Here is a 20288-nt window from a genome sequence, read left to right as displayed (position 1 = left end):
GTGTTCCGGCGGCGCTGCCGCCCTGACAGGAGAAGTGCAATGGCAGTCGCCAAGGTCATCGAAGTCAATGCGTCGTCGACCACCAGCGTGGAGGATGCCGTCCGGCACGGCCTGAAGAAGACTTCGGAAACGGTCAAGGGCATCAAGGGCGTGTGGGTGAACGAGATCAAGGCCGTCACCAACGATACCGGCGACATCACCGAGTGGCGCGTCAACCTGCGCATCACCTTCGTGGTGGCGTAGCCCGGAACGGCGCCATCGGGATACCCCTTGCAGGAGCGGCTTCAGCCGCGAGCTTTTGTTTTCTCCTGGCCAGGAAGCGGAAAAGCTCGCGGCTGAAGCCGCTCCTGCAGTGTTGCGTTGGCGGCGGCATGGTGTCGCCGCGCTACAGCGGCCGCCGTTCCGCATCGAGCCGCACGGTGCGATCCGCGATGCCGGGCAGGGTGCGCATGGCCTGGCGGCTGGTGCGCTCGAAGAACTGCACGAAGCGTTCGACCTGTTCGCGCGTCATGGCCTTGCGGTGCGGGTGCCTGGCCTGCAGAGCCTGTTCCTGCTGCCAGCGCCAGCGCGGCACGATGTCGAAGCCCGGGCCCTGCAGGAACAGCAGGTGGTCGATGCGCCGCCACAGCGCCGGGTAGTCGCGCGCCAGCGCGTCGTTGCAGTAACGGCGCCAGCGGCCGTCGGGATCCTCGTCGCGCTCGAGCGCGTTGACCGGCTCGGCCAGCGCTGCTCCCGGCTCTGCCGAGGTGCCGAGGAACCAGCCTTCGAACAACACCAGGTCGACCGGCCCGACACGGGGCCATTCGGGTTCCGGCAGACGGCGGTCGCCGAGCTTGTCGAAACGCGGCAGCGCGACCGTTCCGCCCGCGCGCAGGGCGTCGAGCGTGCGGCAGGCCAGGCCTACGTCGTGCGTGCCGGGCGGCCCGCGGGTGGCGAGCAACGGATGCACCTCGCGTGCGAGCGCGGCGCGTTGATCCCGGTCGAGATAGGCGTCGTCCACCGACAGCACCGCGACCGCCAGGCCGCGCTGCGCGGCCAGCGCGGCCATCTGCGCGGCCAGGGTGGATTTGCCCGTGCCCTGCAGGCCGGTGATGCCATGGATGCGGTCGCCGGTGGCGAGCGCGGCGTCGAGGCAGGATGCGACGAAATCGCCTGCAAAGCCCTGCGTGGCGCCGGGATGCGTGCCGGTGGACATCGGGCCACAATACCGCAATGAACCAGCCCGACCTCTACACCGAAGCCCTCGCCACGTTCGAGCAACTGTTCGACGAAGCCCTGGCCGCCGGCGAACCTGACCGCACCGCGATGGTGGTCGCCACCGCATCGCTCGATGCCTGTCCTTCGGCGCGCACGGTGCTGCTCAAGGCGCATGACGCGCGCGGTTTCGTGTTCTACACCCATCTTGATGGCCGCAAGGGCCGCGAGCTGCAGGCCAACCATCGCGCCGCGCTGCTGTTCCACTGGCCACGCGTGCGCAGCGGCGTGCAGGTGCGCATCGAAGGCGACGTGGAACTGGTGAGCGACGCCGAAGCCGACGCCTACTTCGCCACGCGGCCGCGCGGCAGCCAGGTCGGCGCGTGGGTGTCGAAGCAGTCCGAGACGCTGGAATCGCACGAACAGTTCGAACGCGCGCTGGAAGCCGCCGAACGCGAATTCGAAGGACGCGACGTGCCGCGCCCGCCGCGCTGGACCGGCCTGCGCGTACGGCCGCACGGCATCGAGTTCTGGTACGCCGGCGATGCGCGCCTGCACGAGCGCTGGCTGTACGAGGGCGACGTGACGGGTACCTGGACCAAGCGGATGCTGTATCCGTGAACAGCCGGCCTTCCGGCCCGCAACGCATCGTCTGCCTGACCGAGGAGCCGACCGAGGTGCTGTACGCGCTCGGCGAGCAGGACCGGATCGTCGGCATCAGCGGCTTCACCGTGCGACCGCCGCGGGCGCGCAGGGAGAAGCCCAAGGTCAGCGCATTCACCAGCGCGAAGATCGACGAGATCCTGAAGCTCGCGCCGGACTTCGTGGTCGGGTTCTCCGACATCCAAGCCGACATCGCGGCCGAGCTCGTGCGTCGCGGCGTCGAGGTGTGGATCAGCAACCATCGCAGCGTCGATGGCATCGTCGACTACGTGCGCCGGCTCGGCGCGCTGGTCGGCGCGGCCGGGCCTGCCAACGACTACGCCGACGGGCTGCAGCGCGGGCTCGATGCCATCGCCGCTGACGCCGCGCGCCTGCCGCGGCGCCCGCGGGTGTACTTCGAGGAATGGGACGAGCCATTGATCACCGGCATCCGCTGGGTCGCCGAGCTGATGCGCATCGCCGGCGGCGACGACGTGTTCCCGGAGCGCGCGGCCGAGCCGCTGGCGAAGCAGCGCATCCTCGCCGACCCGCTGGAGGTGGCGCGGCGCGCGCCGGACATCATCTTCGGCTCGTGGTGCGGCAAGAAATTCCGCCCCGAGAAAGTGGCCGCGCGCCCCGGCTGGGAGGCGATCCCCGCGGTGCGCGACGGCGAACTGCACGAAATCAAGTCGCCGATCATCCTGCAGCCCGGCCCTGCCGCGCTGACCGACGGCGTCCGCGAGATCGCCCGCGTCATCCGCGACTGGTCGAACCGCCACGCGTAGGTCGGGGTTACGCCCCCGACGGCTTTCGATTTGCCCGTGTCGAAGCCACGTACCGTGCGGCCGACGCGTGGAAAGTCTCGGGGTGTCAGGAATCGGGGCCGTCCGGGCGTCGGGGGCTGGTCGCAGAGGCGGAATCCCCGCAGGAGCGCCCCGTGGGCGCGATCAGGCATTGCCGGCAAAGCTTGCGCCCATGGCCGCTCCTGCCGGGGGGAACCAGCTGCGCATCCACACACAAATTCCCCCGGCCCTGCGATGATGCGGCTCCAACCAACGGGGACACGGCCATGAACCAGGCGGCAATGCAGGACTTCGGCAAGCTGGTGTTGCGCATCGTGCTGGGCGCACTGATCCTGCTGCACGGCATTTCGAAACTGAAAAACGGACTCGGCCCCATCGAGGGCATGGTGGTGGGTTACGGGTTGCCGGGTTTCTTCGCCTACGGCGTCCTGGTCGGCGAAGTGCTGGCGCCGCTGATGCTGCTGTTCGGCTTCTACGCGCGGATCGGCGCCGTCATCGTCGTCATCAACATGCTGTTCGCGTTCGCGCTGGCGCACATGGGCCAGCTTGGCCAGCTCAACGACCAGGGCGGCTGGGCGCTGGAGCTGCAGGGCATGTTCCTGTTCACGGCGGTGGCGATCACGCTGCTCGGCCCGGGGCGCTACGCGATCAACCAGCGCTAGCACCCGACGGCATGCCATCCTTGTAGGAGCGGCTTCAGCCGCGAGCTTTTACCTTCTCGCCTGCGAAGGCCGGGGCAAGAGCCGAAAAGCTCGCGGCTGAAGCCGCTCCTACAGGGACAAGTTCGAATTCGCCGCTGCGTCAGCGCGGGAAGAAGTCGCGGTTGAAGTGTAGTTCCATCGCGGGGCCGTCCTCGGGCACTACTTCGACATCGAAGCGCAGCGTATCCGGCGTAATCACGCGGGCGGTGCCCACGTAGTCGATGAAATCTTGCCCGGGACCTGATCCGGAGTTGCCGCTGCGCACCTCGCGCATCGCCAGTTGCTGGCGCTTGCCGAGCAGGTCGATGGCCACGGCGGTCACGCGCGCCGGCAGGGCGGTCTCGCCACCGTTGCCGTCGTCGCGGCGCACGCCGACCAGCAGCATCACCGTGCCGGCGTCGCGCTCGATGCCGTACTGGCGGGCAACCGCTTCGCCCAGGCCCGCAGTGGGGATGGCGTTGGCGCGCACGACGACGTTGCCGACCCGCGTGCTGGCCTCCTGTTGCATCTGCGCCTGGCCGTCGGTCGGGACGGGCGCACCGCTGCCGCATCCGGCGAGCGCGATGCCGAACAGCAGCGCCGTCGCGACACGGAACACCGCGTCAGTCATTGGCCGCCGACAGCTGCCGGCCGCGCTCAGTGGCGTTGGCGATCGCCTGGTCCACCAGTTCGCGCAGGCCACCGGTCTCGAAGGTTTCGATCGCTGCCTGGGTGGTGCCGCCGGGCGAGGTGACGCGGCGGCGCAGTTCGGCCGGAGGTTCGTCCGATTCGGTGAGCATGCGTGCGGCGCCGAGCACGGTCTGCAGCACCAGGGAGCGGGCGGCATCGTCGGGCAGGCCCTGGTGTTTCGCCGCCTCCTCCATCGCCTCGGCGAGCAGGAAGACGTAGGCCGGCCCGCTGCCGGACACCGCGGTGACCGCGTCCATCTTCGCCTCGTCGTCGATCCATACTGTCTTGCCGGCGCTCGACAGCAGTTCCTCCGCCTGCGCCCGGCCCGGTACGTCGACCCCGGGCGTGGCGAACAGGCCGGTGACACCGGCGCCGAGCATGGCCGGGGTGTTGGGCATGCAGCGCACGATGGAAGTTGCGGTTCCGTCATCGCCGCCGAGCCAGCGCGCGATCTGCGCCGAGGTGATGCCGGCGGCGATCGAAATCACCAGTGGTCGCTGCTCCCGCGCCTGCGGCGCCAGCGTTTCGCATACCTGACGCAGGACCTGCGGCTTGACCGCCAGCACCCATACGCCGGCGCCGTCCACGGCCTCGGCCCCGGTCGCGAACGTGGTGATGCCGAAATCCGCCGCCAGGGCCGTGCGCGCCGCCTCGACCGGTTCGGCGACGCGGATCGAGTCTCCCTGCACGCCGCGCGCCACCAGTCCGCCGATCAGGCTGCGGGCCATGTTGCCGCCGCCGATGAAGGCGATGGGGGTGGGAGCTGGGGGCTGGGGACTGGGAGAGTTCATGGTCATCGGAAGGAGTTGGTGAGGGTTGGATCCTGGAGACTGGCCAATGCGACGGACAGTTTGATCGCGCGCATGGCTGCATTCGAATCCGGTGGTGCTTTGGGCGCCGGGAATCCCCAGGCATTGGCGGGTGCCATTCCCAGCGTAGCGAGGGATCCGCTTGCCGGAATGCCAGATCCCTCGCTGCGCTCGGGATGACAGCATGGCCAGGGTTCTCGCAGGCCGTCCAGGCGAGCATCAAGCCTACTGCATGCGGGAGCTCAATCCCGACACCCACCCAGCGCCCGGCGCCAACGCGCTGTCTTCAAGCGTCACGCTCGTTTCCCGAACAGCGCGGTCCCCACCCGCACCATCGTTGCACCCTCGGCCACCGCCAGTTCGAGGTCGTCGCTCATGCCCATCGACAGGGTGTCGACGTGCGGGTACTGCGTGGCCAGCGTATCGAACAGCGTTTTCATGCGGCCGAATGCGGCGCGTCGCCGGGCGACGTCCGGATGCGGTGCGGGGATCGCCATCAGTCCGCGCAGCAGCAGCCGCGGCTGCGCGGCGATCGCGGCGGCAAGCGCCGACACCTGTTCCGGCGCGCAGCCGTGCTTGCTGGCTTCGTCGTCGATGTTCACCTGCACCAGCACGTTCAGCGGCGGCAGGTCGTCGGGGCGGTGGCGGGCGAGGGCGGCGACCAGCTTGTCGCGGTCCACCGTCTGCACCCAGTCGAACGCGGCTGCCGCCTCGCGGGCCTTGTTCGACTGCAGGTGGCCGATCAGGTGCCATTCCAGCGTTTCGTGGGAAATCGCGGCCTGTTTCGCCAGCGCTTCCTGGACGTAGTTCTCGCCGAATGCCGGGGCATGCGCGACGCCGGTCACGGTTGCGTTCGATGCGGAGGACGCACGCAGGGCGGCGGCCATTTCCGCGACGGCCGTCGCAGGTTGCGTCTTGGACACCGCGAGCAGGCGCGGCTGCGGGCGGCCTACATCGCGTGCAGCCGCGGCGAGGCGTTCGAGGACGGCGTTCAGGGCTTGCGCGTACATGCGGTTCCGGCGGGGGACGGGCTGGATTTCTGGCGCGGGTCCGGGGCTATACTGCCGCGCAGGGGTTGTTCATTTCCAGTCGCAATGCCAGGGGAGCATGCATGGATATCGCCGAACTGTTGGCGTTTTCTGTCAAGAACAAGGCATCGGACCTGCATCTGTCGGCAGGCCTGCCGCCGATGATCCGCGTCGATGGCGATGTGCGTCGCATCAACATCCCGGCGCTGGACCACAAGCAGGTGCACGCGCTGGTGTACGACATCATGTCGGACAAGCAGCGCCGCGACTACGAGGAATTCCTCGAGGTCGACTTCTCGTTCGAGATCGCCGGGCTGGCGCGCTTCCGCGTCAACGCGTTCAACCAGAACCGCGGCGCCGGCGCGGTGTTCCGCACGATTCCGTCCGAGGTGCTGACGCTCGAGGACCTGGCGACGCCGCGGATCTTCAAGGAGCTGATCGACCAGCCGCAGGGCCTGATCCTGGTCACCGGCCCGACCGGTTCGGGCAAGTCGACCACGCTCGCGGCGATGGTCGACCACGTCAACAAGAGCGAGTACGGCCACATCCTCACCATCGAGGACCCGATCGAGTTCGTGCACACCGCGCAGAAGTGCCTGATCAACCAGCGCGAGGTGCACCGCGACACGCACGGCTTCAACGAGGCGCTGCGCTCGGCGCTGCGCGAGGACCCGGACTACATCCTGGTCGGCGAGCTGCGCGACCTGGAAACCATCCGCCTGGCGCTGACCGCCGCGGAGACCGGCCACCTGGTGTTCGGCACGCTGCATACGTCGAGCGCGGCCAAGACCATCGACCGCATCATCGACGTGTTCCCCGCCGGCGAAAAGCCGATGGTGCGCTCGATGCTGTCCGAAAGCTTGCGCGCGGTGATCTCGCAGGCGCTGCTGAAGAAGGTCGGCGGCGGCCGCACCGCGGCGTGGGAAATCATGGTGGGCATCCCCGCCATCCGCAACCTGATCCGCGAGGACAAGGTGGCGCAGATGTACTCGTCGATCCAGACCGGCCAGCAGCACGGCATGATGACCCTCGACCAGCACCTGCAGGACCTGGTCAAGCGCGGCCTGGTCACGCGCGCGCAGGCGAAGGATTACGCCAAGGACAAGCGCTTGTTCGAGTAACGTTTCGAATGTCCCGGGCGAAGCGGGGGATCCTGCCTCGCCGGGAACCATCCGGGACAGGTTCCTCGCTGCGCCCGGAATGACACCTCCAGAAGTCGCCGGAGTTCCACCATGAGCAGCATTGATTTCACTTCGTTCCTCAAGCTGATGGCGCACCAGAAGGCGTCGGACCTGTTCATCACCGCGGGCATGCCGCCGTCGATGAAGGTCAACGGCAAGATCTCGCCGATCACCCAGAACCCGCTGACGCCGCAGCAGGCGCGCGAGCTGGTGCTCAACGTGATGTCGCCGCCGCAGCGCGAGGAGTTCGAGCGCACCCACGAGTGCAACTTCGCCATCGGCGTGTCGGGCGTGGGCCGCTTCCGCGTGTCGTGCTTCTACCAGCGCAACCAGGTGGGCATGGTGCTGCGCCGGATCGAGACCCGGATCCCGACGATCGAAGAGCTCAACCTGCCGGCGATCATCAAGACCCTGGCGATGACCAAGCGCGGCATCATCATCTTCGTCGGCGCCACCGGCACGGGTAAATCCACCTCGCTGGCCTCGATGATCGGCTATCGCAACCAGAACTCGACCGGCCACATCATCACCATCGAGGACCCGATCGAGTTCGTGCACAAGCACGAGGGCTGCATCATTACCCAGCGCGAGGTCGGCATCGACACCGACAGCTGGGATGCGGCGCTGAAGAACACCCTGCGCCAGGCGCCCGACGTGATCATGATCGGCGAGGTGCGCACCCGCGAGGGCATGGACCACGCCATCGCCTTCGCCGAAACCGGCCACCTGGTGCTGTGTACGCTGCACGCCAACAACGCCAACCAGGCGATGGACCGGATCATCAACTTCTTCCCCGAGGATCGCCGCGGCCAGCTGCTGATGGACCTGTCGCTCAACCTCAAGGGCGTGGTGGCGCAGCAGCTGATCCCGACCCCGGACGGCAAGAGCCGGCGCGTGGCGATGGAGATCATGCTCGGCACGCCGCTGGTGCAGGACTACATCCGCGACGGCGAGATCCACAAGCTCAAGGAAATCATGAAGGAGTCGACCAACCTCGGCATGAAGACCTTCGACCAGAGCCTGTTCGAGCTCTACCAGGCCGGCGAGATCAGCTACGAGGACGCCCTGCGTTACGCCGACTCCGCCAACGAGGTGCGCCTGCGGATCAAGCTGGCCCAGGGCGGCGATGCGCGCACGCTGTCGCAGGGGCTGGACGGGGTGGAGGTCGCGGAGGCGAACTGAGCCTGCCGGACTGAAACACATCGTTGTGGCGAAACCGGAGAAAAGGGCGCGCAGGCGCCCTTTTCTTTTCGCCTTCTTTACCCCATCCGTAGGACAATACCCATTCAGCTTTCCAGACAGGAGATCGACGTGGCCCATACCCTCCCCGCATTGCCCTACGCCTACGACGCGCTCGAGCCGCATATCGACGCGCAGACGATGGAGATCCATCACTCCAAGCATCACCAGGCCTACATCAACAATCTTGACAAGGCGCTGGAAGACAGCGACCTGGCCGACAAGCCGGCCGAGGACCTGATCCGCGACCTCGACGCGCTGCCCGAGAAGATCCGCGGCGCGGTGCGCAACAACGGTGGCGGCCACGCCAACCACTCCCTGTTCTGGACCGTGATGTCGCCCAAGGGCGGCGGCCAGCCGGTCGGCGATGTCGCCAAGCACATCGACAGCGACCTGGGCGGTTTCGAGAAGTTCAAGGAAGCCTTCACCCAGGCGGCGCTGACCCGCTTCGGCAGCGGCTGGGCGTGGCTCAGCGTCGACAAGTCCGGAAAGCTGTCGGTCGAGAGCAGCGCCAACCAGGACAACCCCCTGATGAAGGGCATCGGCTCGGGCAACACCCCGGTCCTGGGTCTCGACGTGTGGGAACACGCCTATTACCTGAAGTACCAGAACCGCCGCCCGGAATACATTGGCGCGTTCTACAACGTGGTCGACTGGAACGAGGTCGAGCGTCGTTACCAGGAAGCCGTCAAGGGTTGAGCTTGGCGAGGCGCCGCGTAGTCGGCTGCCTGCGTGATGGTTCCGAAAAGGCCCGGCAATGCCGGGCCTTTTTCATTCATGGCGACTCGTTCGCGTCCGGCGCCTCGCAGAATGACGCTGCCGCTGCCGCTGTTGTTGCTTTGCCAATGAATCACCGGCGTCATCGGGCAGACCTGGAGGGCGGCGCACATGGATGTGCGACGTTTTTCTATGAGGCAGGATGCCGATTAGAAGAATCCCTGCGCCAATGAATCACCCGGTTAGCTCTGTACGAGGAAGCGTTTTTCTTTGCTTTGTTTCTTTGACTCGCGCCATCCGTGGCGCTCGCCCCTTCGGGGCCAGCTTCGCTGTTCGCGCGCGCTCCTGCGCGCGCAGTGACGCTTATCAAAAGAAATGAAGCCGCCGAAGGCGGAAGCTTCTGACTTTCGCCATCGATTTTGACCTCTGGCCTCCTGACTCGGAACAGAAGCCAAGACCAGGTTCCAGCGCCAAGGCCAAGGCCAAGGCCAGAGCCGAAGCCGAAGCGGCCGCTCAAATGCCAAGCGCCTTGCGCGCCGCCGCGATCCGCTTGAGCGCCGGGCACCCGGCCCGGTGCGCGCCCGGCAGGTAGCCCAGACTCATCAGGAATTCGCCGGTGATCTCGCCTCCGGTGAACTTGAATGTCCGCTTGAACAGCTTCACCCATGAGGCCTTGTCGCGCGGCTGGCCGTTCTCGCTGGCGTGGGCGTCGAGCCACTGCGCGAAGTCGCCATGGGTGCCGCGCAGGCCGCGGATCACCTGGGCGTTGTGGATCGCGGCGTCCACCTTCAACCGGTTGCGGATGATGCCGGCGTCGGCCAGCAGGCGCGTGCGGTCGGTCTCGCCGTAGCCGGCGACGGTGTCGACGTCGAAACCGTCGTAGGCGCGGCGGAAACCGTCGCGCTTGCGCAGGATCGTTTCCCAGCTCAGGCCGGCCTGGTTGATCTCCAGCAGCAGGCGCTCGAACAGCACGTGCTCGTCGCGCTGCGGGAAACCGTACTCGTGGTCGTGGTAAGGGCCGTGCAGGGGATGCCCGGGCGCGATGTCGCAGTAACCGCTCATGCGCGCCAGCATAGCGAACGCAGGGGCGCGAATGCGGGCCGGCCCGGGGTTGCGCCGGGATTCGCCGCTGCGCGACCATGCCCGGCATTCCCCGACTACGACAGGTTCGCCATGGAAATCGCCGATCGGCGCGTCGCCACCATCCACTTCACCCTGCTCGACCAGCAGGGCGGGCAGGTCACCACCACGCACGGCCACGACCCGTTGGTCTACGTGCACGGCACCGGCGGCATCGTGCGCGGGCTCGAGGAGGCGCTGGCGGGGCGCAAGGCCGGCGACAAGTTCGAGGTGGAAGTCGCGCCCGAACAGGGCTTCGGCAAGCGCCACGAGGGGCTGGTGCAGACCCTGCCGCGCAGCCTGCTCGGTGCCGACAGCCAGCCGCAGGTCGGGGCGCGGCTGAAGGCGCAGACCGCGCGTGGCCCGCTGGACGTGGTGGTGACCGCGGTCGATGCCGACACGGTCACGGTCGACGGCAACCACCCGCTGGCCGGGCGCCCGTTCCGGGCCCAGGTCGAGGTGGTCGACGTGCGCCTGGCGTCGCCCGAAGAGATCCAGTTCGGCATCGGCTGAGCGGCGACGCATCGCGGCCTGCCCGGTAGAATGCCCCCATGCCTGCCACATCCACACCGCTGGCCAACCAGCTGCTGATCGCGCTGCCGTCGCTCGCCGACCCGAATTTCGCGCGCTCGGTGGCGCTGATCTGCCAGCACGACGAGGACGGCGCGATGGGCGTGGTGGTGAACCGCCCATCGGAATACACCCTGGGCGACGTGTTCGAGCAGATGGGAATCGAAACCGGCGACGCCGCGCTGGGCGAACAGCCGGTGCTCGCCGGCGGCCCGGTGCATCCGGAGCGCGGCTTCGTCCTGCACGACGGCGAGCGGGCCTGGGATTCGAGCCTGGCGATCAGCGACGGCCTGTTCGTCACCACCTCGCGCGACGTGCTTGAGGCGATCGCGCGCGGGGAAGGCCCGGAACGCGCGACCGTTGCGCTCGGCTGCGCGGGCTGGGGCGCGGGACAGCTCGAGTATGAACTGACCGAGAACAGCTGGCTCACCGTACCCGCCGACGCCGAACTGCTGTTCGCAACGCCACTGGACGCGCGCTGGCAGGCGGCCGCCGGGCGCATCGGCGTCGACATGGCGCGGATGGCCGACTACAGCGGCCACGCATGAACACCACGGCGATCAAGCCGGACGGCACCGTGCTCGGCTTCGACGTCGGCGCGCGCCGGATCGGAGTCGCGGTCGGCAGCGCCTTCGGCCACGGCGCACGCGCGCTGGCAGTGATCGATGTGCATGCCGACCACATCGATTGGCCAACAATCGACCGCCTGCACAAGGAATGGCGCCCGGACGGGCTGGTGGTCGGCGATCCGATGACGCTCGACGGCGGCGACCAGCCGATCCGCCAGCGCGCCCACGCCTTCGCGCGCGAACTGCAGGCGCGCTACCAGCTGCCGGTGGTGCTGATGGACGAGCGCGCCAGCTCGATCGAGGCGGCGCAGCGGTTCGCGCTCGACCGGTCCGAAGGCCGGCGCCGGCGGCGTGATGCCGCGGCCCTGGACGCGGTGGCGGCGGCGGTGATCGTCGAACGCTGGATCGCCGCACCCGGAGACGCCACGGTTTTGTAGGCGCGCTCCATGGGCGCGATCGGGCTGCACCTGGCAGGGTCATCGTGTCCATGAGGCGCGCCTGCAAGCCGAATGATCGGAACGGTTTTATGCACCTGGGCACCACATGACACCGCAACTCGACACCAACGGCCACCTGCGCCACCTGCTCACCCTGGAAGGCCTGCCGCGCGAACACCTCGTCGCGCTGCTCGACCGTGCGCAGGCCTTCGCCGACGGCGAGGCCGGGCGGTCGCTGGCCGGCACTGCGGTCTGCACGCTGTTCTTCGAGCCATCGACGCGCACGCGGCTGAGCTTCCAGCGCGCCGCGCAGCGGCTCGGCGCGGACGTGCTCAACTTCGACGCCTCGACCTCGTCGACCAGCAAGGGCGAGACCGCGCTCGACACGATGAAGAACATCGAGGCGATGGGTGTGCGCGGGTTCGTGGTGCGGCACTCCGAGGACGGTGGCGTCGCCGCGCTGGCGGCGCAGGCGCGACCGGGCACCGCGCTGGTCAACGCCGGTGACGGCCGCACAGCGCATCCCACCCAGGGCCTGCTCGACATGCTCACGCTGCGCCAGGCCAAGGGGGCGGATTTCTCCCGGCTCAAGGTGCTGATCGTCGGCGACATCCGCCATTCGCGCGTCGCCCGCTCGGACCTGCAGGCGCTGCGCACGCTGGGCGTCGGCGAAATCCGGATCTGCGGGCCGGGGTCGCTGTTACCCGACGACGCCATGCTCGACGGCTGCGAGGTCGGGCACGACTTCGACGCGGCGCTCGAAGGTGTCGACGCGGTGATGATGCTGCGCCTGCAGCGCGAGCGCATGGCCGAAGGGCTGGTGTCGTCGCTCGACGACTACCACCGCGACTACGGCCTGACCGCGGAACGGCTGTGCCGCGCCGCGACGGACGCGGTGGTGATGCATCCGGGGCCGATGAACCGCGGCGTCGAGATCGACGGCGACGTGGCCGACGGCTCGCAGTCGCTGGTGCTGCGCCAGGTCGCCAACGGCGTCGCGGCGCGGATGGCGGTGCTGGAGGCGTTGCTCGGCTGACGCAGGCGGATTGCGCGGAGCCGGACCTCCGGCAGGGCCGCGAATCGCCACGGCAGTCGCGGCATCACTTCATGAAGTGTTCGCGCACGAAGCCGATCGCATCGGGCTCATCGACGCATGGCTGGCAGAACGTGCCGCGGCCATCGACCGGCCCTTCGTATTGCCATTCGAAGGTCTTGCTGTACTTGCCGGCGCGGTCGCTGACCTGCAGCGCCTTGTCCTGCGGCACCACGTCGAGCACGAATCCGTTCGGGAAGCGCACGGCGAAACCCTTGCCGTCGGCGCTGGAACCCAGCGTCCGCAGCCGCACGCGCTTGTGGTTTGCGCCGTATTCGTAATCGACCACCTGCCCGCGCGGGCCGCTCCAGAACGACAGGCTCTCGAATCCGGGCGAACTGTAGTCGTGGCCCGGAATGGCGAAGTTGGCGACCTTCGCGTCCTGGTACACGCGGCTGGCGCCGTCCCCGGCGAGGGCCATCCCCGTGATCGCGAACAGGCCGGCCATGAGGCAGGCGGCGATGCTGATCCTCATCCTTGCTCTCCTTGTGTGGCCGGCAGCCCGGCCCCGAAAATCTAGGGCAGTGGCAGTGAACGTGCGTTGACGCGCGCTGCGGTTGGGTGTGCGGCGGGTGCGACAAGCAGGGCAGCGCGGCACGCGCGGCGCAGCAGGATCAACGCAACAGGATCAGCGTCGCCAGGCCGAGGAAGCTCAGGAATCCCATCACGTCAGTGATCGTGGTCAGGATCACGCCGCCGGCCAGCGCCGGGTCGAAGCCCATGCGCTTGAGGGCCAGCGGCACCAGCACGCCGCCGAGCGCGGCCGACGCGAGGTTGATCGTCAGCGCCGAGGCGATCACCAGCGACAGCGAGACGTCGCGATACCAGACCCACACGATCAGGCCGAGCCCGGTGCCCAGCGTCAGCCCGTTCATCAGCGCCACGCGCACTTCCTTCCACAGCAGCGTGCGCGAGTTGGAGCTGCCGATCTGGCCGAGTGCCAGGCCGCGCACCATCAGCGTCAGTACCTGGGTGCCGGCGTTGCCTCCCATGCCGGCGACGATCGGCATCAGCACCGCCAGCGCGACGATCTGCTGGATCGTACCCTCGAAGCGGCCGACCACGCTGGCGGCGAGGAACGCGGTGCACAGGTTCACGCCCAGCCAGACCACGCGACGCCGGAATGCGCGCGGCACCGGGCTGAACATGTCCTCGTCCTCGTCCAGGCCGGCGGCGGACAGCGCCTGGTGCTCGGCCTGGTCGCGGATGATGTCGACCACGTCGTCGATGGTGATGCGGCCGAGCAGGATGTTGCCGTCGTCGACCACCGGTGCGCTGATCCAGTCGTGGTCGGAGAACTGGCGCGCGACCTCGTCGGCGGGTTCCTGCACGTCGATCGCCGGCTGCTCGTCGTCGATCAGCTGGTTGATCGGGGTGTTGGCCTCGTGCGTGAGCAGCACCTGCAATGCGATGCGGCCCAGGTACTGGTGGCGGCGGCTGACTACGTACAGGTGGTCGGTGTGCTCGGGCAGCTCGCCGCGCAGGCGCAGGTAGCGCAGCACCACGTCGACCGTGGTGTCGGCGCGCACCGTCACCACGTCTGGGTTCATCAGGCGGCCGGCGGTGTCTTCCTGGTACGACAGCACCTGTTCGAGGCGCTCGCGGTTCTCGCGGTCCATCGACTTGAGCACTTCGTCGATGACCGTGTCCGGCAGGTCCTCGACCAGGTCGGCGAGGTCATCGATGTCGAGATCCTCGACCGCGGCCACGATCTCGTCCGGATCCATGTCGGCGAGCAGGCTCTCGCGCACCTCGTCGCCGACGTGGACCAGCACCTCGCCGTCGTCTTCCGGGTCGACCAGTCCCCAAACCACCTGGCGCTTGGCCGGCGGCAGCGATTCGAGCAGGTTGCCGATCTCGGCGGGGGCGAGGGTGTTGACCAGCCGCCGCACGGGCCCGAGGCGACCGCTGTCGAGCGCGTCCGAAAGCAGACGCAGCTGGCGCGCGGTCTTGTCGTGGCGGACGGGTTCTGCCATGCGGGAACTTCCGTGGCTGCGTCGCGACACGTGTGCGCGCGACAGGGATCAGGCGTTCATGCGCGCATTATCGCTTGTGGGGATACATCTGCCCACCCTGCGGGAGCGGCTTCAGCCGCGAGCTTTGCCTTGGGTGAAGAGGCGGATGAAAGCGCTCGCGGCTGAAGCCGCTCCCACAAGAGCGTGGGCTATCCGGGGGTGGGCGCGTTGGCCTGCATCCACTTCTCGATGCCCGCGCGGTCGCGCGCGCGCAGCAGGGCGGGTGCGCGGCCGCGCAGGACGCCCAGGTCGCAGGCGCGGATCGCGTGGCGCAATTCCAGCAGCGTGCCCGGATGGAGGCTGAATTCCTCCAGCCCCAGTGCCAGCAGCAGCGGCGCGAAGCGGGCGTCGCCGGCCATCTCGCCGCACACGGCCACCGGCTTGGCGCGGCGCCGGGCGATGCGGATCACGCTCTCCAGCAGGCGCAGCAGCGCGGGATGCAGCGGCGTGTACAGCTCGCCCAGGGCCTCGTTGTTGCGGTCCGCGGCCAGCAGGTACTGGACCAGGTCGTTGGTGCCGATCGACAGGAAGTCGACCATGTCGATGAACCCGGGCAGCGCGATCGCCGCTGCCGGCACCTCGATCATCGCCCCGAGCGGGATGTGCTCGGCGATCTCGTGGCCCCCGCTCACCAGGTCGCGGCGCACGCGCTTGAGCAACGCCGCCACCGCGACGACCTCGTCGCGGCTGCTGATCATCGGCACCAGCACGCGGATCGGGCCGTAGCCCGAGGCGCGTACGATCGCCCGCATCTGCGTTTCGAAGATGTCCGCACGCGCCAGCGACAGGCGCACGCCGCGCAGGCCGAGCGCGGGATTGGGTTCGTCGCTCAACGCCAGCCCGGTGCGGTCGGCCTTGTCGGCGCCGATGTCGAGGGTGCGGATCGTCACCGTGCGGCCGGTCATGCCGAGCGCGACATCGCGATAGGCGCGGAACTGCGATTCCTCGTCCGGCAGTTCCTCGCCCATGAATAGGAACTCGGTGCGGTACAGGCCGATGCCGGCCGCGCCCAGCGCATGCGCCTCGGCGACATCCGTGCGCGATTCGGCATTGGCGTAGACGCGGATGTCGACGCCGTCGAGCGTGCGCGAGGGTTCGCGCCGCAGCCGGTGCAGCTGCTTGCGCTCCCGCTTCTCGTCGCGCACGCGGGTGCGATACTCGCGCAGGTCCGTTGCGCTGGGCTCGATAACCACCAGTCCGCCGCTGCCGTCGACCGCCAGCACGTCGCCGTCGTTCACCAATTGCAGCGCCTGCGCCGCGCCCACCACCAGCGGCAGGTGCAGGCTGCGCGCGAGGATCGCGCTGTGCGAAAGCGCGCTGCCGCCGGTGGTGACGATCGCCACCACGCCCTGCGACTGCAGCTGCGCCAGCTCCGATGGCGCGACGTTGTCGGTGACCAGGACCTCGCCGGCCACGCCACGCATGTTCACGTCGCGCTTGTGCAGGGCGGCGTGCAGGCGGCCGATGACGTGGTCGATGTCGTCGATGCGGTTGCGGAAGTAGGTGTCGTCCATGCCCGCGAACAGGGTCGCGAGCCGGTCGCGCTGCAGGCGCAGCGCGTAGTTGGCGCCATACAGGCCCTTGCGGATCAGCTCTTCGATCCCGTGCAGCAGTTCGGGGTCGTCGAGCAGCAGGGTGTGCATGTCGATGAACTCGCCGACCTCATGCGCGAGTGCGCCGTGCAGGCGGTCGCGCAGCGCCAGCATCTCCGAGCGCACGGTGTCCACCGCCGCATGCAGGCGCGCCAGTTCGGCATCGACCGCCGCGGCATCGATCCGGTCTTCGGCGACATCCAGTACGTGCGGCAGGCGCAGGCGAGCCCGGCCCAGCGCGTTGCCCTTCGATGCGCCATGACCGGACAGGACCTGCCGCATCAGCTCTCCTCGTCGAATCGTCGCTCGAACAGCGCCGAAACGGCATCGGCGGCGGCGGTCTCGTCCTCGCCTTCGACCCGCAGCACCACCGGCGTGCCGTGTCCGGCAGCCAGCAGCATCACCCCCATGATGCTCTTGGCATTGACCTCGCGGCCCTTGGCGGTGAGCGTGGCATTGCAGCGATACGGCGCCAGCGCCTGCACCAGTTTTGCGGTGGCGCGGGCGTGCAGGCCGAGCTTGTTGCCGATCAGGAGTTCGCGTTCGATCATCGGGTTGTCTCTGCCTGCGCGTCGCATCGACGGGCAAGCGCGGGGGAGGGCGGGGCAGGAAGGGTGGCGTGCGGATCAGTATCAACAGGGCTGGCGGACTCAGGCATCGTCGAGCACCACGCCGTTGCGGGCGCCGGCCGTGGCCACCGCGGGCAGTTCGTCGAGCGTGAGCTCGGGATAGTTCAGCACCCGCAGCAGCATCGGCAGGTTCAGCGCCGACACCCGCCGCACCGGCGTGCCTAGGTGTGCAAGCTTCGCGGCCAGGTTGCTGGGCGTGGCGCCGTACAGGTCGGTGAGCACCAGCACGCCGGTGCCCGAGTCCACCTTGCGCAATGCCGCACTGGCCTGCGGCAGCAACGTGTCGGGGTCGCCGTCGAACGGCACCTCGAACGCCTCGACCTTGAGCGGCAGGTTGCGCAGCAGCGACGACGCCACCGCAACCAGTGCGCTGCCGATGCCGGTGTGGGTGACGAGAAGGATGCCGACGGCCATGCCGTCAAACTTAGCAGACGCGGGTGACGGGCCGGAAGCTTGGAGATGCGGGATGCCGGTTTTGTGGGAGCGGCCATGGCCGCTCCCACATGGCGCCGGGGGCGACTCAGTCCAGTTCGCGGTGGTAGGTGGCCACGTCCGGCCAGCCCTGGGCGCGGGCGTGTTCGGCCAGGGTCTCGGTCAGGTAGACCGAGCGGTGGCGGCCACCGGTGCAGCCGAAGGCGATGGTGACGTAGCTGCGCGTGTCCGAGCGCATCCGCGGCAGCCAGTGGTCGAGAAAACCGGTCACCTGGGCGACGTAGTCGCGCACGTCCGGCTGCGCGGCGAGGTATTCGGCGACGTCGTGGTCGCGCCCGGACAGCGGTCGCAGCCGGGGGTCCCAGTGCGGGTTGGGCAGCACCCGGGCGTCGAACACGAAGTCCGCGTCCGACGGCACGCCACGGCGGTAGGCGAACGATTCGAACAGCAGCGACAGCGACGAGTCCAGGCCGAGGTTGAGGTCGGTGGTGACCCGGCGCCGCAGCTGGTGGACGTTGAGGTCGCTGGTGTCGATGATCACGTCGGCCAGTGCGCGCAGCGGCTTGAGCACCTGGCGTTCCAGCGCGATCGAATCGGCCAGCGCGAGGCCGAGGTGGCTGAGCGGGTGTCGCCGGCGGGTATCGGCGTAGCGCTTGAGCAGCACCTCGTCGCGGGTGTCGAAGAACACCAGCTTCGGGTCGAGCCCCATCGCGCCGACTTCCGACAGCCACTGCGGCAGGCTGGCGAGGTCGCCGTGGCGGTTGCGCACGTCGATCCCGACCGCGAGCTTGCGCGGCGCGCTGTCGCCATCGGCGACGCTGCGCACGAAGCTGGCCAGCAATTCGGCCGGCAGGTTGTCGACGCAGTAGAACTCGAGGTCCTCGAAGGTCTTGAGCGCGACCGACTTGCCGCTGCCCGACATCCCGCTGACGACCAGCAGGACCGGCTTGCCGTCGTTCGTCGCCGGGTCGTTGACGGATTCGCTCATGGCACGCCGCGCTCCAGGAAATGCGAATGCCGGGCCATGAACGCCGCCGCCGGGTCCACGCCCTTGGCCCGCAGGATGTGCATGCGCGTGGCTGCCTCGGTCAGCACGGCGAGGTTGCGGCCCGGCATCACCTCCAAGGTGATCAGTGGCACGTCCAGGTCGAGGACGCGGCGCAGGCCGAGGTCGCCGGTCAGGCGCTCCATGCCGTCGCTGGTGCTCGGCTGCGGTTCCAGCCGCGGCCGGGTCAGGTGGACGACCAGGCGCAGGTACTTGTTCCGTTTCACCGCGGTGTCGCCGAACATCTCGCGGATGTTGAGCACGCCCAGGCCGCGCAGTTCCAGTAGGTCCTGCAGCAGCTCTGGACAGGTGCCGTCGAGCACGTCGGGCGCGATCTGGGTGAACTCGGGCGCATCGTCGGCCACCAGGCGATGGCCGCGCGAGAGCAGTTCGAGCGCCAGCTCGCTCTTGCCCGAACCCGATTCGCCGGTGATCAGCACGCCGATCGAGTAAATCTCCATGAACACCCCGTGCAGGGTGATCCGCGGCGCCAGCTTGCGCGCCAGGTGGTACTGGAGGTGGTTGAGCAGTTCATGGCCACGCCGGGGCGAGCCCCACAGCGGCGTGTCCGATTCCTCGGCGGCCTCGGCCAGGTCCTCGGGACAGCGCTGGTCCTTGCTGATCACCAGCGCCAGCGGCCGGTAGCGCATCAGCTTTTCGATGATCTCCCAGCGCAGCCGCGAATCGAGCGAATCCAGCCAGGCCAGTTCCTCGGTGCCGAGGATCTGCACCTTGTTGGGATAGATGGTGTTGAGGTAGCCGGCGAGCGATGGCCGGCGGGCGACGGTGTCAACCGCCTCCAGCACACGCGGCTCGCCGCGCTGGCCCGCGATCCAGTGCAGGTCCAGGCGTTCGCGCATCTGTTCGAACAGGTCGGCGGCGGTGATGCTGGCGTTCAATGCAGCACCGCCATGGTCGGCTGCGGCAGGCCCAGCAGGATCCCGTGCAGCGTGCGCACGTCGCGGGCGTCGCGCAGTGCGTCGCGGAAGTCTCGGCTGGAAAACCGCTCGGCCAGTTCCGAGAGGATTTCCAGGTATTGCTGCGGCGAGTGCTCCGGCACGCTCATCGCGAACACCAGGTCGACCGGCGCATGGTCGCGGGCGCCGAAGTCGACCGGGTGGTCGAGCCGGAGGAAGGTGCCGCGCGCGGCGCTGAAGGCCTTGCTGCGGGCGTGCGGGATGGCCACGCCGTGGCCGATGGCGGTGCTGCCCAGCGCCTCGCGCTCGCGCAGGGCAGCGCCGATGACCGGGGTCATGGTGGGCGAAGCATCCGCCAGCAGGCGGGCGGCGGCGTCCAGGACCCGGTCGCGATTGCCCGCTTCGGTCAGCATCACGACGCGCGAGGCGGTGAGCAGGTCGGCAATCGGCATGGGACGGGGCCGCCCGTGCGTGTCAGGTGAATTCGCCGCTGCGCGCGATGCTCTCGCCGCGGCGGTAGTTGTCCACCATCTTCTGCTTGTGCTTGAGCAGCAGCCGGTCGAGCTTGTCGGCCAGCAGGTCGATCGCCGCGTACATGTCGATGGCGCTGGCATCGGCGTGCAGGTTCTGGCCCGACAGATTGATCGTGGCCTCGGCGCAGTGGTTGGGCTTGTCGAGGCTGAGCTGGGTGCGGATCTCGAAGGGCTGTTCGAAATGGCGCCCGAGGCGCTCGAACTTGCTTTCGACGTAGTCGCGCAGCGCGGAGGTCACCTTGATCTCATGGCCGTGGATATCGATACGCATTCGCCACCTCCTGGTTTTCCGGCCGGACTGGCCGGGGATCCAGCATCGCCCGAAGCGGGCGCGCAAGGGATAAAAACAGGTTA

General features: G+C 68.5%; 25 protein-coding genes. 11 read left to right on the top strand and 14 right to left on the bottom strand.

The annotated features are described in order from the left end of the window. Positions 1–39 precede the first annotated feature (39 nt). The gene (locus ACTJIL_RS09455) at positions 40–243 is read left to right on the top strand and encodes a dodecin family protein (RefSeq protein ID WP_440755262.1); all 204 of its coding nucleotides are present in this window, start codon (positions 40–42) and stop codon (positions 241–243) included. A 142-nt stretch (positions 244–385) separates the two neighbouring features. On the opposite strand, the gene ACTJIL_RS09450 is transcribed toward ACTJIL_RS09455, so the two are convergent. After that, positions 386–1195, bottom strand: a complete 810-nt coding sequence (locus ACTJIL_RS09450) for a kinase (protein ID WP_440755261.1) — start codon at positions 1193–1195, stop codon at positions 386–388. A 17-nt stretch (positions 1196–1212) separates the two neighbouring features. Between ACTJIL_RS09450 and pdxH the strand changes: the two genes are divergently transcribed. From pdxH to ACTJIL_RS09435, 3 genes are all read left to right on the top strand, one after another. Further along, on the top strand, positions 1213–1815 hold the full coding sequence (pdxH, locus tag ACTJIL_RS09445) for a pyridoxamine 5'-phosphate oxidase (RefSeq protein WP_440755260.1): 603 nt from the start codon (positions 1213–1215) through the stop codon (positions 1813–1815). Beyond that, the gene (locus tag ACTJIL_RS09440; protein ID WP_440755259.1) at positions 1812–2621 is read left to right on the top strand and encodes a cobalamin-binding protein; all 810 of its coding nucleotides are present in this window, start codon (positions 1812–1814) and stop codon (positions 2619–2621) included. Before pdxH ends, ACTJIL_RS09440 begins: the two co-directional genes overlap by 4 nt. Positions 2622–2905: 284 nt before the next feature. Continuing rightward, positions 2906–3301, top strand: a complete 396-nt coding sequence (locus ACTJIL_RS09435; protein WP_440755258.1) for a DoxX family protein — start codon at positions 2906–2908, stop codon at positions 3299–3301. A gap of 139 nt (positions 3302–3440) precedes the next feature. Here the strand turns inward: ACTJIL_RS09435 and ACTJIL_RS09430 are convergent, their stop codons facing one another. From ACTJIL_RS09430 to ACTJIL_RS09420, 3 genes are all read right to left on the bottom strand, one after another. Beyond that, on the bottom strand, positions 3441–3950 hold the full coding sequence (locus ACTJIL_RS09430; protein WP_440755257.1) for a DUF4426 domain-containing protein: 510 nt from the start codon (positions 3948–3950) through the stop codon (positions 3441–3443). Beyond that, a complete protein-coding gene (gene proC / locus ACTJIL_RS09425; protein WP_440755896.1) occupies positions 3943–4800 on the bottom strand; it encodes a pyrroline-5-carboxylate reductase in 858 nt (285 codons plus the stop codon). Before proC ends, ACTJIL_RS09430 begins: the two co-directional genes overlap by 8 nt. Before the next feature lie 311 nt (positions 4801–5111). Beyond that, positions 5112–5828: a YggS family pyridoxal phosphate-dependent enzyme gene (locus tag ACTJIL_RS09420; protein WP_440755256.1), complete on the bottom strand. Its 717-nt coding sequence runs from the start codon at positions 5826–5828 to the stop codon at positions 5112–5114. Between the two features lie 101 nt (positions 5829–5929). Between ACTJIL_RS09420 and ACTJIL_RS09415 the strand changes: the two genes are divergently transcribed. From ACTJIL_RS09415 to ACTJIL_RS09405, 3 genes are all read left to right on the top strand, one after another. Continuing rightward, complete coding sequence (locus ACTJIL_RS09415) at positions 5930–6967, top strand: type IV pilus twitching motility protein PilT (protein WP_440755255.1); 1038 nt, start codon at positions 5930–5932, stop codon at positions 6965–6967. 111 nt (positions 6968–7078) lie between these two features. Further along, the gene (locus ACTJIL_RS09410; protein ID WP_386705617.1) at positions 7079–8209 is read left to right on the top strand and encodes a PilT/PilU family type 4a pilus ATPase; all 1131 of its coding nucleotides are present in this window, start codon (positions 7079–7081) and stop codon (positions 8207–8209) included. A gap of 129 nt (positions 8210–8338) precedes the next feature. Continuing rightward, positions 8339–8965: a superoxide dismutase gene (locus tag ACTJIL_RS09405; RefSeq protein WP_440755254.1), complete on the top strand. Its 627-nt coding sequence runs from the start codon at positions 8339–8341 to the stop codon at positions 8963–8965. Positions 8966–9496: 531 nt separating this feature from the next. On the opposite strand, the gene ACTJIL_RS09400 is transcribed toward ACTJIL_RS09405, so the two are convergent. Next, entirely contained in the window at positions 9497–10045 is a 549-nt protein-coding gene (locus ACTJIL_RS09400) for a DNA-3-methyladenine glycosylase I (protein WP_440755253.1), read from the bottom strand. A 111-nt stretch (positions 10046–10156) separates the two neighbouring features. Between ACTJIL_RS09400 and ACTJIL_RS09395 the strand changes: the two genes are divergently transcribed. The 4 genes from ACTJIL_RS09395 to ACTJIL_RS09380 all read left to right on the top strand — a co-directional run bounded on the left by ACTJIL_RS09395 (position 10157) and on the right by ACTJIL_RS09380 (position 12714). Next, positions 10157–10615: an FKBP-type peptidyl-prolyl cis-trans isomerase gene (locus ACTJIL_RS09395; protein ID WP_440755252.1), complete on the top strand. Its 459-nt coding sequence runs from the start codon at positions 10157–10159 to the stop codon at positions 10613–10615. Between the two features lie 38 nt (positions 10616–10653). After that, a complete protein-coding gene (locus ACTJIL_RS09390) occupies positions 10654–11220 on the top strand; it encodes a YqgE/AlgH family protein (protein ID WP_440755251.1) in 567 nt (188 codons plus the stop codon). Further along, positions 11217–11678, top strand: a complete 462-nt coding sequence (gene ruvX / locus ACTJIL_RS09385) for a Holliday junction resolvase RuvX (protein WP_440755250.1) — start codon at positions 11217–11219, stop codon at positions 11676–11678. The genes ACTJIL_RS09390 and ruvX overlap by 4 nt, the downstream gene beginning before the upstream one ends. Positions 11679–11784: 106 nt before the next feature. Then, the gene (locus ACTJIL_RS09380) at positions 11785–12714 is read left to right on the top strand and encodes an aspartate carbamoyltransferase catalytic subunit (RefSeq protein WP_440755249.1); all 930 of its coding nucleotides are present in this window, start codon (positions 11785–11787) and stop codon (positions 12712–12714) included. Positions 12715–12778: 64 nt separating this feature from the next. On the opposite strand, the gene ACTJIL_RS09375 is transcribed toward ACTJIL_RS09380, so the two are convergent. The 9 genes from ACTJIL_RS09375 to hpf all read right to left on the bottom strand — a co-directional run bounded on the left by ACTJIL_RS09375 (position 12779) and on the right by hpf (position 20205). Beyond that, positions 12779–13246, bottom strand: a complete 468-nt coding sequence (locus tag ACTJIL_RS09375) for a hypothetical protein (RefSeq protein ID WP_440755248.1) — start codon at positions 13244–13246, stop codon at positions 12779–12781. A 139-nt stretch (positions 13247–13385) separates the two neighbouring features. Beyond that, positions 13386–14747: a magnesium transporter gene (mgtE, locus tag ACTJIL_RS09370; protein WP_440755247.1), complete on the bottom strand. Its 1362-nt coding sequence runs from the start codon at positions 14745–14747 to the stop codon at positions 13386–13388. A gap of 188 nt (positions 14748–14935) precedes the next feature. Further along, complete coding sequence (gene ptsP, locus ACTJIL_RS09365) at positions 14936–16660, bottom strand: phosphoenolpyruvate--protein phosphotransferase (protein ID WP_440755246.1); 1725 nt, start codon at positions 16658–16660, stop codon at positions 14936–14938. After that, the gene (locus ACTJIL_RS09360) at positions 16660–16929 is read right to left on the bottom strand and encodes an HPr family phosphocarrier protein (RefSeq protein ID WP_440755245.1); all 270 of its coding nucleotides are present in this window, start codon (positions 16927–16929) and stop codon (positions 16660–16662) included. The genes ptsP and ACTJIL_RS09360 overlap by 1 nt, the downstream gene beginning before the upstream one ends. 99 nt (positions 16930–17028) lie before the next feature. Continuing rightward, complete coding sequence (locus ACTJIL_RS09355) at positions 17029–17421, bottom strand: PTS sugar transporter subunit IIA (RefSeq protein ID WP_440755244.1); 393 nt, start codon at positions 17419–17421, stop codon at positions 17029–17031. A gap of 106 nt (positions 17422–17527) precedes the next feature. Next, positions 17528–18427 carry an RNase adapter RapZ gene (rapZ, locus tag ACTJIL_RS09350; protein WP_440755243.1) on the bottom strand — a complete coding sequence of 300 codons (900 nt, stop codon included), beginning with the start codon at positions 18425–18427 and terminating at the stop codon, positions 17528–17530. Further along, complete coding sequence (hprK, locus tag ACTJIL_RS09345) at positions 18424–19383, bottom strand: HPr(Ser) kinase/phosphatase (protein ID WP_440755242.1); 960 nt, start codon at positions 19381–19383, stop codon at positions 18424–18426. Before hprK ends, rapZ begins: the two co-directional genes overlap by 4 nt. Next, positions 19380–19853 (bottom strand): PTS sugar transporter subunit IIA, encoded by a 474-nt coding sequence (locus tag ACTJIL_RS09340; RefSeq protein ID WP_440755241.1) that lies wholly within the window; start codon positions 19851–19853, stop codon positions 19380–19382. The genes hprK and ACTJIL_RS09340 overlap by 4 nt, the downstream gene beginning before the upstream one ends. A gap of 22 nt (positions 19854–19875) precedes the next feature. After that, positions 19876–20205 carry a ribosome hibernation-promoting factor, HPF/YfiA family gene (hpf, locus tag ACTJIL_RS09335; RefSeq protein WP_440755240.1) on the bottom strand — a complete coding sequence of 110 codons (330 nt, stop codon included), beginning with the start codon at positions 20203–20205 and terminating at the stop codon, positions 19876–19878. Positions 20206–20288: the final 83 nt, after the last annotated feature.

The sequence above is a fragment of the Luteimonas sp. 22616 genome (assembly GCF_052044325.1).
GTDB lineage: Bacteria > Pseudomonadota > Gammaproteobacteria > Xanthomonadales > Xanthomonadaceae > Luteimonas.
Note: the sequence above shows the minus strand (reverse complement) of the source record. Positions and strands in the feature narration are given on the sequence as shown.

Coding starts and splice junctions, on each gene's coding strand:
- ACTJIL_RS09450 (WP_440755261.1), bottom strand. CDS start 1,195: ATGTCCACCGGCACGCATCCCGGCGCCACGCAGGGCTTTGCAGGCGAT.
- ACTJIL_RS09430 (WP_440755257.1), bottom strand. CDS start 3,950: ATGACTGACGCGGTGTTCCGTGTCGCGACGGCGCTGCTGTTCGGCATC.
- ptsP (WP_440755246.1), bottom strand. CDS start 16,660: ATGCGGCAGGTCCTGTCCGGTCATGGCGCATCGAAGGGCAACGCGCTG.
- ACTJIL_RS09375 (WP_440755248.1), bottom strand. CDS start 13,246: ATGAGGATCAGCATCGCCGCCTGCCTCATGGCCGGCCTGTTCGCGATC.
- ACTJIL_RS09390 (WP_440755251.1), top strand. CDS start 10,654: ATGCCTGCCACATCCACACCGCTGGCCAACCAGCTGCTGATCGCGCTG.
- mgtE (WP_440755247.1), bottom strand. CDS start 14,747: ATGGCAGAACCCGTCCGCCACGACAAGACCGCGCGCCAGCTGCGTCTG.
- ACTJIL_RS09420 (WP_440755256.1), bottom strand. CDS start 5,828: ATGTACGCGCAAGCCCTGAACGCCGTCCTCGAACGCCTCGCCGCGGCT.
- ACTJIL_RS09415 (WP_440755255.1), top strand. CDS start 5,930: ATGGATATCGCCGAACTGTTGGCGTTTTCTGTCAAGAACAAGGCATCG.
- pdxH (WP_440755260.1), top strand. CDS start 1,213: ATGAACCAGCCCGACCTCTACACCGAAGCCCTCGCCACGTTCGAGCAA.
- ACTJIL_RS09395 (WP_440755252.1), top strand. CDS start 10,157: ATGGAAATCGCCGATCGGCGCGTCGCCACCATCCACTTCACCCTGCTC.
- ruvX (WP_440755250.1), top strand. CDS start 11,217: ATGAACACCACGGCGATCAAGCCGGACGGCACCGTGCTCGGCTTCGAC.
- ACTJIL_RS09400 (WP_440755253.1), bottom strand. CDS start 10,045: ATGAGCGGTTACTGCGACATCGCGCCCGGGCATCCCCTGCACGGCCCT.
- ACTJIL_RS09360 (WP_440755245.1), bottom strand. CDS start 16,929: ATGATCGAACGCGAACTCCTGATCGGCAACAAGCTCGGCCTGCACGCC.
- ACTJIL_RS09455 (WP_440755262.1), top strand. CDS start 40: ATGGCAGTCGCCAAGGTCATCGAAGTCAATGCGTCGTCGACCACCAGC.
- ACTJIL_RS09435 (WP_440755258.1), top strand. CDS start 2,906: ATGAACCAGGCGGCAATGCAGGACTTCGGCAAGCTGGTGTTGCGCATC.
- hpf (WP_440755240.1), bottom strand. CDS start 20,205: ATGCGTATCGATATCCACGGCCATGAGATCAAGGTGACCTCCGCGCTG.
- ACTJIL_RS09340 (WP_440755241.1), bottom strand. CDS start 19,853: ATGCCGATTGCCGACCTGCTCACCGCCTCGCGCGTCGTGATGCTGACC.
- ACTJIL_RS09410 (WP_386705617.1), top strand. CDS start 7,079: ATGAGCAGCATTGATTTCACTTCGTTCCTCAAGCTGATGGCGCACCAG.
- ACTJIL_RS09355 (WP_440755244.1), bottom strand. CDS start 17,421: ATGGCCGTCGGCATCCTTCTCGTCACCCACACCGGCATCGGCAGCGCA.
- proC (WP_440755896.1), bottom strand. CDS start 4,800: ATGAACTCTCCCAGTCCCCAGCCCCCAGCTCCCACCCCCATCGCCTTC.
- rapZ (WP_440755243.1), bottom strand. CDS start 18,427: ATGAGCGAATCCGTCAACGACCCGGCGACGAACGACGGCAAGCCGGTC.
- ACTJIL_RS09380 (WP_440755249.1), top strand. CDS start 11,785: ATGACACCGCAACTCGACACCAACGGCCACCTGCGCCACCTGCTCACC.